This is a genomic window from Stagnimonas sp. FW305-C-60, from assembly GCF_058782965.1.
The window spans coordinates 63,532-77,182 of record NZ_JBYSYF010000002.1; the positions used below are offsets into that span (position 1 = coordinate 63,532).

16 protein-coding genes are annotated in these 13,651 nt (G+C 66.9%); 1 reads left to right on the top strand and 15 read right to left on the bottom strand.

Features of this window, described 5'->3' with window-relative positions:
- Positions 1-34: 34 nt before the first annotated feature.
- From AC3WT6_RS07210 to AC3WT6_RS07280, 15 genes are read right to left on the bottom strand one after another with little or no spacing between them, the layout of a single operon-like run.
- Positions 35-2,023: a conjugal transfer protein TraN gene (locus AC3WT6_RS07210; protein WP_492652907.1), complete on the bottom strand. Its 1,989-nt coding sequence runs from the start codon at positions 2,021-2,023 to the stop codon at positions 35-37.
- A complete protein-coding gene (gene trbC / locus AC3WT6_RS07215) occupies positions 2,023-2,727 on the bottom strand; it encodes a type-F conjugative transfer system pilin assembly protein TrbC (protein ID WP_492652908.1) in 705 nt (234 codons plus the stop codon). The genes AC3WT6_RS07210 and trbC overlap by 1 nt, the downstream gene beginning before the upstream one ends.
- A complete protein-coding gene (gene traU / locus AC3WT6_RS07220; protein WP_492652909.1) occupies positions 2,712-3,734 on the bottom strand; it encodes a conjugal transfer pilus assembly protein TraU in 1,023 nt (340 codons plus the stop codon). The genes trbC and traU overlap by 16 nt, the downstream gene beginning before the upstream one ends.
- Positions 3,731-4,327: a type-F conjugative transfer system protein TraW gene (traW, locus tag AC3WT6_RS07225; RefSeq protein WP_492652910.1), complete on the bottom strand. Its 597-nt coding sequence runs from the start codon at positions 4,325-4,327 to the stop codon at positions 3,731-3,733. Before traW ends, traU begins: the two co-directional genes overlap by 4 nt.
- Positions 4,296-4,841, bottom strand: a complete 546-nt coding sequence (locus AC3WT6_RS07230; protein ID WP_492652911.1) for a S26 family signal peptidase — start codon at positions 4,839-4,841, stop codon at positions 4,296-4,298. Before AC3WT6_RS07230 ends, traW begins: the two co-directional genes overlap by 32 nt.
- The gene (locus AC3WT6_RS07235) at positions 4,838-5,194 is read right to left on the bottom strand and encodes a TrbI F-type domain-containing protein (RefSeq protein ID WP_492652912.1); all 357 of its coding nucleotides are present in this window, start codon (positions 5,192-5,194) and stop codon (positions 4,838-4,840) included. Before AC3WT6_RS07235 ends, AC3WT6_RS07230 begins: the two co-directional genes overlap by 4 nt.
- A complete protein-coding gene (gene traC / locus AC3WT6_RS07240) occupies positions 5,191-7,746 on the bottom strand; it encodes a type IV secretion system protein TraC (RefSeq protein ID WP_492652913.1) in 2,556 nt (851 codons plus the stop codon). Before traC ends, AC3WT6_RS07235 begins: the two co-directional genes overlap by 4 nt.
- Positions 7,728-8,075, bottom strand: coding sequence for a TraV family lipoprotein (locus tag AC3WT6_RS07245; protein ID WP_492652914.1), 348 nt, complete (start codon positions 8,073-8,075; stop codon positions 7,728-7,730). The genes traC and AC3WT6_RS07245 overlap by 19 nt, the downstream gene beginning before the upstream one ends.
- Complete coding sequence (locus AC3WT6_RS07250; RefSeq protein ID WP_492652915.1) at positions 8,072-9,382, bottom strand: TraB/TrbI/VirB10 family type IV secretion system protein; 1,311 nt, start codon at positions 9,380-9,382, stop codon at positions 8,072-8,074. The genes AC3WT6_RS07245 and AC3WT6_RS07250 overlap by 4 nt, the downstream gene beginning before the upstream one ends.
- The gene (locus tag AC3WT6_RS07255) at positions 9,379-10,092 is read right to left on the bottom strand and encodes a TraK domain-containing protein (protein ID WP_492652916.1); all 714 of its coding nucleotides are present in this window, start codon (positions 10,090-10,092) and stop codon (positions 9,379-9,381) included. The genes AC3WT6_RS07250 and AC3WT6_RS07255 overlap by 4 nt, the downstream gene beginning before the upstream one ends.
- Entirely contained in the window at positions 10,052-10,645 is a 594-nt protein-coding gene (gene traE / locus AC3WT6_RS07260) for a type IV conjugative transfer system protein TraE (RefSeq protein ID WP_492652917.1), read from the bottom strand. Before traE ends, AC3WT6_RS07255 begins: the two co-directional genes overlap by 41 nt.
- Positions 10,646-10,647: 2 nt before the next feature.
- Entirely contained in the window at positions 10,648-10,935 is a 288-nt protein-coding gene (gene traL, locus AC3WT6_RS07265; RefSeq protein WP_492652918.1) for a type IV conjugative transfer system protein TraL, read from the bottom strand.
- Between the two features lie 9 nt (positions 10,936-10,944).
- Entirely contained in the window at positions 10,945-11,265 is a 321-nt protein-coding gene (locus AC3WT6_RS07270) for a conjugal transfer protein TraB (protein WP_492652919.1), read from the bottom strand.
- On the bottom strand, positions 11,262-11,867 hold the full coding sequence (locus AC3WT6_RS07275) for an OmpA family protein (protein ID WP_492652920.1): 606 nt from the start codon (positions 11,865-11,867) through the stop codon (positions 11,262-11,264). Before AC3WT6_RS07275 ends, AC3WT6_RS07270 begins: the two co-directional genes overlap by 4 nt.
- Positions 11,857-12,354 (bottom strand): lytic transglycosylase domain-containing protein, encoded by a 498-nt coding sequence (locus AC3WT6_RS07280; protein ID WP_492652921.1) that lies wholly within the window; start codon positions 12,352-12,354, stop codon positions 11,857-11,859. The genes AC3WT6_RS07275 and AC3WT6_RS07280 overlap by 11 nt, the downstream gene beginning before the upstream one ends.
- 363 nt (positions 12,355-12,717) lie before the next feature.
- Here AC3WT6_RS07280 and AC3WT6_RS07285 point away from each other — a divergent pair, with 363 nt between their 5' ends.
- Positions 12,718-13,596, top strand: a complete 879-nt coding sequence (locus AC3WT6_RS07285; protein WP_492652922.1) for a DNA-binding protein — start codon at positions 12,718-12,720, stop codon at positions 13,594-13,596.
- The last annotated feature ends 55 nt before the right edge of the window (positions 13,597-13,651 follow it).

Genomic DNA, 13,651 nt, shown 5'->3' on the forward strand with positions numbered 1-13,651 from the left:
CAGCGCCCCCCAGCTGTGTTCGGCGTCCTGCGGCCTAGCCACCGCCGCCCCCGTTGTTGCTGGGCGAGCCGGACTGGTTCATCCGCTCAATGCGTTCCCGCATCCGGCTTTCCAGCGCCTGGTTCGACTCGATGTTGCGGCCAGCGGCCTCTGCCGCTGCTTCGGCGTCGGCATAGAACTCGCTCAAGTCCATCACCGACCAGTCGAGTCGCCCGACTTCCTCCGTGCTCAGGGCGCGGCACTCCGGGTTGCGCGAGCTGCCCCAGCCCATGCCGAGCTGGCCACGGCCCTGCTGCTGGATGATACGGCTGAGCTTGCTACTGAAGACGCAGTAGGTCTTGTAGTCGCGCTCGTCAATCGGCCCGCCGCTGGTATGGCTGCCGACGTAGTGGGTGCGTCCGGCTTCCTTCGCAAAGCCGAGTTGCTCCTCTTCCTGGCTGCACTGATGGAAGCCAATGTCATTGCCCCAGCCCGAGTCCTTGCAGCAATCGGAGAAGCCGAAATCGGTCTTGGCACAGCGCATCGGTGCGCCCTTGAACATCGTGAAGTTGTCGGGATCGAAGTCGTCGGAGGCGTTCTGCGCGGCGGCGAGCCAGCTCGCGGCCTGCGCCATGTCCTGCACTGGCGTGTCGGTGGTCTGGCGATCCGCAGCGGTGCAGTCGCCGCCGGGGCAATACAGGTCTTCGCCGCAGACGGTCGTGCCGTCATCACCGCCACCACCCTCCGGGCAACGGAAGTCCTGCCGGAAGCGGCGGCAGCGGTTGTTGGCGTCGTATTCCACGCAAGTGGAATTGGTCTGCTCGCACTGGCGGTCGCGCAGCTCGCGGCAGGCGGGTTCCTCGCGTTGCTCCTCGCCAGAGCAGAGGTAGGTGTCCTCGTAGCGCCAGCAGGCGCGATAGACCGGCGCGCCGTTGATGGTGCGGCGCTCCGGGCCTTCCAGGCAGCCGGTGCCGTGAACACGGCACTGCGGTGGCGCGGCAATGGGGCGTTCGCAGGTGGTGTCGTAGGTATCGGTGCCGCGATCCGGACAGTCGCAGAACCGCTTCACTGAGAAGCGCATATAGCCCTCGCCATTGCCCGCGACGATGACCTTCATGCGGATGTTGTTGCTGCCGTTTTGCAGGTAGGGCCGGATGTCCACGTTGACGCCATAGCGCCAGCTGCGGCTCAGCTCGCAAGCGCCGGTATTGCTGGCGCTGTAGCGCACGCGGCGACCTTCCACTTCCAGACGGTCGCCGCCGTAGGGGCCGACAGCAACCAGATGGCCGTTGACCTCGATCAGTTGCCAGTCGTCGAAGCCCACCTCGAACAGACGGAACTCCTTGACCATCGCCACGTCGTCAATGCTGAAGCGCGTCGTGCGGTCATAGACCGCGCAGGAACCGCCCCAGTAGTTGTCGGCGATGGTGCCCAGCGTCAGCGTCGGATACTGGTAGTTCCAGGCCATGTCGGACTGGATGGACTGCACATCCATCGCCAGCTCGCACTCCGCGTCCGCCAGGCAATCGGGGACGCGGGTTCGCTGGCAGGTCGGCAAGGGATTGACCGCATCCGCATGGCAGAAGGCAGTGGAATAGTTCTCGCGGTTGTCGCCGTGGCTCAGGCTCTGACAGCCGCTGTAGTTCTGCGTCAGCGCGCCGCCGCTGGCCTGCGCCTGCCGCTCGCGCGCGAACTCCGGCTCATCGGCTTCCAGCCGGTAGCGGGGCCGGTTATAGGCCGCGTCGTTCACGTCGCGGCCCACCTCGTGCCGGGGCATTTCCTCACGCGCCTGGTCTTCGATGGCCACGCCGGAGTGGTAGTAGCCCCGCTCCGGCGGGTCGCCCCCCTGATAGCCGGGATACGACTCCGGAGCCTGCCGCGCGGCATTGATGGCCGCCGTATTGCCTTCGGCACCGGCCTGCCGGCCCTCTTGATAGGCGTCGGTCTGGGCGTAGGCCAGCCACACCGGCAGCCCGACGCTAAACGTCACTGCGCCCAAGCCCCAGGCCAGTCCCGCCAGCTCCTTACGAGTCGGCCAGCGCATTAGGGCGTCCCCAGCTTCAGGCGCAGGGCTTTGGCCCGCTCGCGCGCTTGCGGCAGCGCGGCGCGGCGTTCGACCTGCTCCAGCAGATAGGCCAGGCTGGCTTCGCCAGTAACGCGCACATGCGCAGGGGCTGGACAATCCTGTTCGGTGCAGGCGCGCAGGGATTCCAGCGGCAGGATCAGCGTCGGCACCCGATCTGCCCCAAAGCGGCTGAACAGCGTCGGGTCTATGGCAAAGCCGATACCGGTCTGTTTGCTGAACGCGGCGACGCGCTGGGCGGTGTCCTCCATCGAGTCATTAACCAGTCCGCGCAATACCAGCGGGGCCTTGAGCCTCGCGGCGTCCTCGGCGAGTGCGCGCAGACTGGCCTCCGGCAGGCTGAAGGAGACCAGCAGGAGCAGTGGCGGCGGCGCACTGTCTTCGCTCAGGGACCAGAGGCGCGTTGTTTCCACGCCCAGCACTGGCCCCAGCGTGTCATGGCCTGGGAGATCGAGGCGTGGGTGCTCGGCGTCACGGGGGATGCGCTCCAAGGCCTCGCGCTCGGCGCGCAGCGCCTCCGGCAGTTGAGTAGCCTGGCGCTCAGCGGCGCGGATCGCCTCGCGAGCCTGCCGCGTGGCGGCAGTTTCCTCGCGGGCCGTGGGTGGGTTGGCCAGCGCCAGCGCGGGCAGTCCGAAACTCAGGCAGAGGGTCAGAACGCGCAGCACAGGCGCTTCCTCCAAACCAGATGGGTGAAGTCCTCACCCTCGTAGGGAAACTCGCGTCCTGCCGCCCAGAACGCGCTGGGACGGCCAAACGGCACGCAGCGGTCGTTCTGCCGCACCGGAAACAGCATCTGCGTCTTGTACTGCCCCTTGCGCAGGATGGGCTGGATCTGCGAACCGCACATCGCGCCCGATGTGGAGGTGTCCTGCGCGATGCCCTGCCGGTGCAGCTTGAAGGCCATGCGGTGCGTGAGCAGCAGGCTGCTGTCCACGCCACCGACGTGATGCGCCGAGTTGCCGGTGATCGGATACACGGAGCCTTGCGAGCCGGAGCACCAGAACAGTGCGTCAATGCCGAAGCCACCCGTCGCCGCCACGGTGTCGGCGATGCAGGCCGCCTGCGCGATGGGGTTGGCGAACAGCACCGCTTCCGGGTTGATGAGAAAGCCAAGTTCGTCGTCGTCCCACAGCGGATCAAGCTCGGTGACGTAGGCAAGATCGAAGGTGTCTTCCACCGCGCAGATGGACGAGGTGATGGACGCGCCGATCCACGACAGCAAGGGATAGGTGAACCAATGGACGTGGTAGAAGGCGTGCCGCTCGTCATCGCCGTGACCGGCATGGGTGCCGCGTGGCGCTCCCTGATCGCCGAGCACGCTGCCGTTGAGCGTGGGCGAGCACCAGGGCGTGCGCACCACTTCGGCGATGCGCGCCGGTTCCCAGTAGCTGATACCGACGCCATAGCGGATGAACACCGGCGGTGGTGCCGGACAGGTGCAGATCAGAGGCGGCTTGTCGCCGCTATCGTCCTGCCCAAGAGAGATGCTGATGGGGCCGATGGAAATGGGGAACACGCACTTCCAGCAAACGTCAGAGATCGGATTCGGGAAGCGGCCTGGACAAGGGCCGTGCAGGCTGTCTTCGCTGTAGGTATCGGTGGCCTCCTGCGCGGACGAGGCCAGCGTGACCAGCAGCGCAGTTGCGGCAAGGGCGCGTATCCAGGCTTTCATGGCCGCACCTCGCGGACGCGCAGTTGCTGGCCTTCCTGCGCGACGATGGCCGGGACGGCGGTGATGCCGAAGGTCTGCACGAGCGAACCGTCTTGGTCGAACCAGACAGGCTGCTGCACAGCCTCGCGCACCGCTTCCGGCGAACCGCCAGTCAGCACCAGCTTCATCGCTCCGGGCAGCGACATCTCACGGCGCAGCCAGTCCATCTGCGCTGCATCGCTGCCATCGAGAAACACGATGCGGCGGGTGAGGCTTCGATGCGCGAGTGGATTCACCCGCTGCCCAGCGCGGTAGAACACCTTGCCGCCGTGGTCGGCCAGGTCGTAAGGCACGGTGACGCTGGGATCGAACAGATAGCTGCGCGGTATCTTCACGCGCGGCAGCCCCAGGGTGGGCGGCTGGCGCACGGTGGCGCGCGTCCTTGCCCGCATCCCCTCGTGCAGGCGCGCCAGCTCGCCGCTGGCCTCCTTCTCGCGCAGCCGACCGATGATGACCTCTGACAGGTCGCGCTCGGCCACGGGCCAGGCGCGGCCCACCTGGCCGAGGTCTTCGGCCTGCGCCTCAAAGCAGGCGGTAAGCACGACCCAGCACACGATCAGGCGGAATCCAGCCCACATCGGCATACCTCGAATCAAAGGAATCCGGGTGCGGTGTCCACACCCAATAGAAACCGTCAGGCAGAACGCCTTCGGGGCCGGGTTGCAGCGGCAGGCCCTTGAGGGACTGTGCTTTGGCCTGCGCGAGTGGCTGGCCGTTGAGGAAGAAATCGCGCTCGCGGCGCGTCACCACATCGCCAGCGACCCCGCGCACCTGCTTCACGAAGAACATGCCCTCGCGGTAGAAGCGGTTGCGTGGCGGATAGAAGGCGATGAGCTGGCCGCGTGTAGGCGTCTGGCCGACCGCGATCAGATACAGCACGCCCGGCAGGCTGTCGGAACTGTTGTAGGCCAGCCGCAGCCAGGGCTTGGCGGCGACAATCATCAGGCTGAAGGTAGTGGCCCAGGCCACCAGGGCGAGGATGAATCGCCGGTTCTTGACCAGTTGCTCCTGGCGCTGACGGGCATGGTCTTGTCCCGGAAGCGCCGTGCTGTGCAGGACATGGCTCATGGCGGCGCTCCTGCGGCGAGGCGCGCATCGAGCCTGGCCCGCACCGTGCCGGTGAGATCGGTCGCGCCGCGAATGACCGCGCCACCGGCGAACACCACCGCGCCGTATTCCTGCGCCGTGCGATCCAGTTCGGCATCCAGCGCGCGGGCGTAGTGTTCGGCTGCAAGGGCCTGCTGGGCGGGGTCGCCGAGAGAGGCCGACAGGCTCTGCACCTGGGCGGCGAGCAGCTCCTCCAGGCGCACCGTCACCAGCACGGGCGCGGGAGCCATCCAGCGTTGCAGCATCACCACGCCGGTCGCCGCGACCGCGCCACCGGCGAGACTGGAACAGAGCGCGAGCAACAGCGGCCTCATCGCTGCGCACTCCGCCGCACCAGCTCTTCCACCGCCCAGACCAGGCTCTTGCCGGCCTGCTCGGCGTCGCGGATGAACTGGAATTCCTCGGCCTTCGTCGAGTAGAGCTTCTCGGCGAAGGGGTCAACGACGAGACGGCCAATCGAAACGCCCGCCGGGCCTTTGACGGCGATCTCGGAATACTTGCCCTGCACGGTATCCACGCCGCGCAGCAGTTCTTCCAGGCTGTCGTCCATCTGCAACAGGCCCTTCTGCCGAACCTGCGCGAGCGATTCCGGCTTCTGCCGCAGCAGGAACAGGAAGTCGGCGTTCTCTAGTGCCGCCTGGCTGATCGGCGATTTGTAGTAGTCACCGATGCCTTGCGTCACCGTCATAAACGCACCGCCGTATTTGCGGGCGGTGCGGTAGCCGCGCTCGATGAACTTGCCTGCCTGACCCTGACCCATGAGCTGCCAGGCTTCATCAATGATCGCCAGCTTTCGCAGCTTGCGGTCGTGCAGATACATCTCCTCGGTGATGCGCAGCATCAGGGTCAGCAGCACCACACTTTGCAGATCGGGCGTGTTGACCAGATCGTCCAGCTCCAGCACCACGAAGGGATTGGACAGATCAATGTTGGCGCGGCCCTCGAAGAACACGCCGTAGCCGCCTTCACGGGTGTAGGGATAGAGCATGACGCCGAGATCGCGCTGCATCGGCTCATAGCCCGCCGAAAGCTCAGCCGCGACGGCGGTGATGGTCGAGTCCGCGCCGTGCTTGCGCCACACCGCGACGATGGCCTGTTCGAGATACGAAAGCTGCGTGCTATCGAGAGGCGTGACCGGCGAGGCCATCTGCGAGAGCAGCTGCTTGAGCATGGGCAGCTCCTCGCTCAGCTCGTCCGCGTTCACGCGCGAGAACGGGTTGATGTTGAGGCCGGACTTGCGGCTGAACTTGAGATAGCTGCCGCGCAGCAGGCCGCAGAGGTTGCGGTAGCTCTCACCCGCGTCAATCACCGACACGCGCCCGCCGGTGCCCATGACGCTGGTGGCGAGTTCCTGTGTGAAGAAGCTCTTGCCTGCGCCGGACGTGGCCGCGCAGGCAATGTTGAAGTTGCCCTTGGTGTTGTCGAAGGGATCAACAAACTGCACCTGGCCGCGACGGCCCAGCAGGAGCAGCAGCGGGCTGCCGGTGCCTTTCCACTCCGCAATCACCGGCGCGGTGTTGATGCAGCTCCAGGTCAGCATGGAGCGGAAAAAGCGCAGCCTCTTCAGTTCCGCGATGAAGGCCGGGCCGGTGTGCATGGGCAGCGCCGCGAGCACGGAATGCAGCACCGAGAAGCGATCCTTTGCCAGCTGCCAGCCGCGCGACTCGAACACGGCGCGCATCCGCTGCTCGCAATATTCCTCCTGTCCCAGCGGCGCAAACAACACGATCTGGAAATGGCCTTGCAGCAGCTTGTGGCCTTCTTCCAGAGATCGGATGACAAAATCCCAGTCCTTCTTCCGCTCGCGCCAGGCGGGCACGAACTTGCCCATCGGCGTATCGGTCATCTGCGTCGCACGGGCACTTTTGAGCTTGGCGGAACCCGCAGCCGCGACCGGATCGCCGACCACTATGGTCTGGCTGTAGAGCACCGGGCATGGCAGGCGCAGCGTGTTGTTGGAGAGCGCGCCGATCAGCTCGCCCATCATCCAGCCCGGCCATTCCTGCGGGTAGTTGCGGGCCGACCAGGGCAGCAGGCTGACGCTGAAATCGCCCTTCACCAGCGAGGCCGAATCACGGCCCACCAGCAGCAGGCTTTCCGGGTCGGCGACCTGTTGTGAGAGAGGCCGCAAGCGATCCCAGCACAGCGGATAGCGCGCTCCCGGCTGCGGATTGAGCAGCGTATCCATCAGCCGCACGAAGGCATCGGGGGCCAGCTCCCAGGCGCTGAGCTTGGCGCTCGCCAGCAAACCCTTGAAGGCTTCCCGCGTCCGTTGCAGCCATTCGAGATCGGCCTCATCCATGCCGCTGGCAGAAATGGGACGAGCGACGCTGATGAACAAGCGCCAGTCCTTGAGCACAAAGGGCTGGTCGGTCAGCAGCGATGACCAATTGCCGCTCGTGAGGTAGTCCGCGCGCTTGGCGGCGAGCGTCTCGAAGATTTCCGAGCGTTCGCCTGCACGACCCTTGCGGGTTTGCTGCCAGTGGCTCAGCAGGGGCTGCACATTCGGATCGCCGTAGAGCGCGATCTGCACCACCGTGTTTTCCTTCAGGCCCTGCGTCAGCAGGCCGGAGAGCGTGTTGAGTGCGCTGCGATCCAGCCCCACGGCGGGTGTTGCTTCGAGCAGAAACGCCACGCTGTCCTGGTTCCACCACAGCTGGCTGTCGGGGTCGTAGGACTCATAGGGCAAGAGGCTGGAGAGTGCCCGCGCGGAGGCGATGCGCGCGGTCTCGTTCAAGGTCGGCGGCAACTGTCCTGCGGCATACAGCTCGCCGGGCGGCTCTTCGGCAAACCAACGCCGCGCCTCGCTGCCCAGCCGCGACTTGAGGCGGGCGAAGGCTGAAGGTTTCAGGGCTTGAGCGTCCATGCGCCTCGATCCAGTCGCAGATAGAGATAACCGCCCGCGTGCAGGTCGCCGTCTTCGTCCTCCCAGGGCAGCACCAGCACCCGCACCACGCGCGGACGGCTCAGCAGTGCCTCGCCGGAGAGGGGCGCGGCCAGCGCCGTAGGTGACAGCGTCGGCGCTGGCTCGGCTGCGATGGCGGGTGTCGCCGCCGTCGCCAGCGAATCGTCGAAGACCTTGCTGACCGTGCGGCAGTCGCCGGTCTTATTGGGAACACCGCAGGCGTAGCGCGGTGCGCTTGCACAGGCAGAGAGCGCCAGCAGGGCGACGATGGACAGCAGCAGGGACTTCATCCGGCCTCCGGGGTGCGCGCACGCGCGCGGCTTTGGCGCTCGAAGGCATCGCCGAGCGCGACGGCATCGGTGAGGACGATTTCGCCAATGCGGGCGGAGTCCACTTCGATGATGGGATACAGCTCATTGGCGCGCTCGATGTAGAAGTCGGCGACTTTTTCGAGCGCGTTGGAGACGCCGGTGGCCAGGCCCACTTGCGCGATGTCAGAGGGGTTCACCGACTGCACGCTGCCCAGCGGGCTGGTGGAGACCTGCGCATAGGACTGCGCGATGGAACTCCCCAGACCGCTGGCGATGCCCGCGAACAGGGCGCGGGCAATCAGCTGACCCTGCTTGCTGACAACATGGCCGCGAAAGCCATTCTTCCCGTCCTCGCCAGTGACGTAGCCCTTCACCGGCAAGTCCATCACCTCACCGGCCTTCAGCACGCAGGACAGCTTTTCCAGGCGCATATAGGCGCGCTCGGCGGAGAGATCGCCATAGGCGGCAGCGGTGACAAAGCATTCCTGGATGCGGCTGCGGTAGCGATTGGGCAGCCGCGCCAGATCCATCACCCGCAGCAGCACCGGATGCGGATTGGTGCGGGCCAGGCCACCCGTGGGCGCGTCCACACCGGAGAGCAGCACCGCACGGGCGAAGGAGCCGGTCGGCAGGGTGTTGTGGATGGTTTGTAGCGGCGGCACGGCCTTGCTGTCGCTGGCCTTCGCTGGGGCTTCTGCCGCGCCGATTCGCACGCTCAGGATGGCCGGTGGCGGCGCTGCGTTGCCGGTCGTGCGTGTCGCGCCGAAGTTGGCGGGAGGCGCGGTCAGTGCGGGAGTGCTGCGCGCACCGGGCGGAGGCGGCAGCGGCGGTCGCCTCATCGTGGGTTCGTTGGCAGGCGGAATGGCTGCCGGAGCCGTCGCCCCAGGCTCCGCCTCGCGCGGCACGTTCTCGAACACGGATGCCCCCACCGCAGCGCGGCCCGGCAACGGTGGCGGTGCGCTCGCGCCGCGCTGCATCTGGTCGCGCATCGCCTTCAGTTCGCGTTCCAGCTCCTTGTTGCGCTCGTCGAGCGCGTGCAGGCGGGTCTCCGAGCGTTCGATCCAGACCTCATTCGGGTCGAGGTTGGCACCGGGTGTGCGGTAGCTGCGCACCACATCCTGCTTAGGGTCGGCCTTGCTGGCCTCCGTGACCTTGCGCTTCGGGTCGGTCAACCACAGCCCGAACACGACGATGCCCACCAGTGCCGCGACCGCTGCAATCGCCAGCACCATCTGCTTGCGCTTGATCGGTGCAGCGCCTTCGAGGCTGGGCAGGCTGTTGCTCACGGCTTCGCATCCCGCAGCAGGAGCACCGGCGTGGCGTCCTGCGGGGCCAGCACGAGGCTGGGAATCGCCACCGCACGCACGTCGGCATACAGGCCCTGGAACTCGTTCTCGTCGAGCCGCAGTTCGGCGGTGGATACGTTCCGCAGCAGCAGCTCCTCGCCGAGGAAGTCCTCACAACGCCAGCGGCGCACGATCTCCACATAGGTCTCGCGCCAGATCGGCACGGCGCGGTTAACGGCTTCGAGCGTGCAGCCCTCTGCCGACTCGGCATCACCGCGCAGCATCGCGCGCAGCTGGGCCTTCATCCGTGCCACATGCGGCATGGCCGCGCCCTGCACCGGACGCTGCACCGCACGCGGTCCTTGCGGCTTGAGCAACACCGTCTGCGCGGGCAGATCGGCAACCGTCGCGGTCAGGGTGTAGGTCGCGCCCTCTGCGTCGCGCACGAACAGGCTGAACGCCTGACCGGCGGGCGTGCCCTCGACCGGGCGGATGAAGGCTTCGCCGGTCTCGTCATCAGCCTGCACCGTGAAGTGGCCGTCCACGCCCCAGACCCGCGCCAGCTTGCCGCCGCTGGTCAGTGCCAGCCGCGTCAGCTCGCGCTGCGAGACGGTAACGGCCACGGTGGCCCCGTCGCGCACGGCGACCTCCTGCGCGGCGTGCGCGAGGCTAACCAGGCTGAGCAGGAGCAGCGAAAGGATGCGCTTCATCGGAAGCCTCGTTGAACTCGGCGACGAACAGCCGCCCATTGCGGTAGGTCAGACGCAGCGAAAACACCGCGCGCCGCCGTCCGGTGACTTGCTCGCCGACCATCGTCACCAGGTCGCCGGTGATGGCGATCTGCTGGCTCTTCTCGCGCACGCGCACCTCCACCGGATAGAACACGGAGGAGAGGTTGTTGCGCTTGATCTTCTCGGCCTCGGCATTGAGCCGCGTTGCCAGCTCGCCGTGCGCTTCGGGGTCGGTGTAGCGCAGGAACAGCGCGACTTGGCCTTCGATGTTGTCCTTGGTATAGGACAGCGCGAGCCCGGCGAAGAAGGTTGCCATCATCTCCAGGTATTCGGGCGCGACCTTCGCGCCCTGCACCCAGAACGCCTTCTCCAAAACCGGCGGCGTGACGATGGTCTTTTCCTGCGTGCTGGTGGTGAGCACCTTGCAGGAGAGCAGCAGATTGGCGAGCACCATCGCCAGAGCCGTCGCCATCCAGAGGTTGCGGCGGTGGACGGTCTCGGCCAGGGCGGACACATAGCGGCGGCGTTCCATGCCTAGCCCCCGATGTATTCGCGCACATGCGAGGGCGCGCGCGAGCGCAGCCACCAATCGCTCGGCGTCATCCAGTAGAGCGCCTTGAGCAGCAGGCCGCGTCCACCCTGCGCCTTGAGGCGGGCATAGGCCCGCGCCAGCAGATACCCGGCAAACGCGCCGGGCACCAGCTGGCCGAGGATGCCGAACAGGATCGCCATCACGATCACGATGACCGCCTCGTCGAAGTTCCACATGAAGAACAGCGGCGGATCGTCGAGCGTGCGCGGGATGACAAAGCGACCGTCCACGGCTTGGGCTCAGACGATGGCCGAGCCGAACACGTTGTCAATGATCGTCGGCCCCAGCGCGCCGAAGATGGCGAGGATCACGCCGATGATCGCGGGCAGCGCCGAGCCGGACCCCGCGCCGATGCCGAGACCAATCAGCCCGCCGATGATGGCAATGCCGCGACCGAGATAGCCGGTGGCCGCGTCGTAGATGAACTGGTAGGCCGGCTCGAACTCCGCGCCGGTGGTGGCAGCGAAGCTCGCCACCGGCATGAACATCAGCGAGACCAGCCAGAGTTCGGCGCGGCGCGCGGCCTTGCAGGTGAAAGTCCAGAGGTGCGACAGCTTCATGGTGAGTCTCCAAGGTCAGGGAAGGAAGGCGGAAGGGAAGGCACGCGCTCGACAGCCAGCCCTGCCGGTGCGCGCGCGTCGGCGACAGGGGATTCGTTGTCCGAGGGCCAGGCGATGACCTCCACGGCCACGCGCCGCGCCGGATTGGGCGCGACCACGACCAGGCGCTGGAACTGGGTGAAGGGAATCCCCGCGTGCTGCAAGGCAATCTGCACGGCCTGGGCGCGCTCGTCGCAGAGCCGCAGCGAGGCACGGGTGTTCTCGGCGTAGGCGGTGATGCGCAGCGCCGCACGCGGCCAGGCACCCCAGCTCGTGGCCCACTGCTGAATCGCCTGCGTCATCGCCGGGTCGAGCAACACCGACTTGAAGCCGAAGCGCAGCTCGGTGCGCGGCAGCGGGTCGAGTCGCGGCGGGGCAGATGGCGGCTTTGCGACGGCCATCGGTGCCGTTGCAGGCGGCGGCGCGGCCTCGATCCGCGTCTTCACCGTCACGACCGGGCAGTCGCCGCATCGTGTCCAGACCGAGCGCGTCTCGGCCAGCTCGGCGTCGGAGAGCACCTGCACCACGCGCACGGGCGGCAGGGGCCGATACTCAGGGAGCATGGGTGTCTGCGCGCAGGCCGCCAATGCGGCGCAGCTCGCGGTGAACACGATCCGCATAGCGTTCACGCCGCGCCCTGGCCGATGGCGATTCGGCGGTGCCCACGTTGTAGGCGCCGACTGCCTGCCAGCCGTAGCCGTAGCGCGCGACGTTGCCCGCCAGCACCCAAGCCCCGACCCAGATCGAGGTGCAGGCGTCGTAGAGCGATTCGGGCGCGATGCCTGCCGCGTCCAGCTGTGGCAGCCAGCGCGAGTTGATCTGCATCAGGCCGATGTCCCAACTGCCGTCGCGGTTGGCGGTATTCACCGCGAGTGGATCGAGACGGCTCTCGGCTTGGGCAATTGCCCGCAACAGCTCGGAAGCCAGACCGTAGTGCTGTGCCGCCTGCTCGAAGCAAGGCGCGATGGCGGGCGACGGGCGAGCCGCCACCGGCAAAGCCAGTAGCAAGGCCAGCGCGACCCTCGCGGGCCACGGCGTCGGTGCGGGCATGGTGGGCAGACATCCGGCTGCAAGCTCCCTGTTCATCAGGGGCGCAGTCTCGTGATCCGGGCAGACCATTCGGTAGAGAAAACCGGGACGCCGCGCGTGCCGGTTTCCAGGCGCGGCGCCCATCAAAACGGCCCCGGCGAAGTCGGATGACCTCGCCGGGGCCGGCAGACCCGGAGCGTGTCGAGCGGTCTTGGTGCTGCCCCTCACAGGCTCCGCCGGTCGCATCCCTCCCACAAGCCGAAAGCGCCGCGAGCCGGGTGGTGGTTTTCGCTGGGCCTAACCCTGCCGCTATGAGAAGAAGGGCTACGGATCAAACGTAGAACGTATGACCCGTATTACCGATACAACACTACGGAAGCCCTCATGCCCAAAAAGATCATCGCCACGCCTGAAGCCGTGGCCACCGCCGTCGAGCAGCTCGTCGCCGAAAGCCTGGAACCCACATTGGAGCGCGTCCGCGCCAAGCTCGGCGGGGGCAGCTACACCACCATCAATCGCGTGCTCACGGAGGTTATGCAGGGCCGTGGCGGTGGCGACGCGAAGGCGGCGGACATCCCTCCCGACCTGATCGAGATCGGCCACAAGGCCGTGTCCGCCGTCTATCGAGCTGTGCAGCAGCAAACCAAGACCACGGTGGAAGCCATCGAAGCCGAAGCCCGTCGCCAGATCGAAGCGGCGCAGGCCACCAAGGCGAGTGCCGCGCTGGAGATCGAGCGCCTGGAACGGGAGCTGGACGCCAACGTCGAGGAGCTGGAGCAGGCACGCCGTGACCGGCAGGAGGCGCAGTCCCGTGCCGAGCGCGTCGAAGCGCGTGGCGAACAGCAGCACATCGAGATTCAGCGCCTTGCGGAGGAACTGCGTGGAGCGCGCAGCGAACTGGACATGGCGCGAACCTCTGCACGAACCGCCGAAGCCTCTCTACGCCAGGAAGCCGAGGGCTTGCACCGAACCATCGCCCGCATGGACGCGAGCCTCGCGGCAGCCCAAGACCGTCAGCAGCGCGATGCCGAGCTGCTGAACGCCGCCGCAGCCCGCGTCGAGAGCGCCCAAGGCCAGGTTCTGGCGGCGACCGCCAGGGCGGAGCGGGCTGAAGCCAGCAGCGCAGGTCTCAGCTCAAGTTTTGAGGCATTACGGGCGGAACTTGCTGCCCTGCGGGACTCCGAGCGCGCAGCGCGCGAAGCGGCGAGCGAGCTGCGTGGGGCCTTGCAGGAACAATACCGGCAGACTGCCGCCCCCACTTGAGAGGTCATGGCCGGCATCTGGAAGCCAACAGGTAGCGATCTTGAAAATCCTGCAC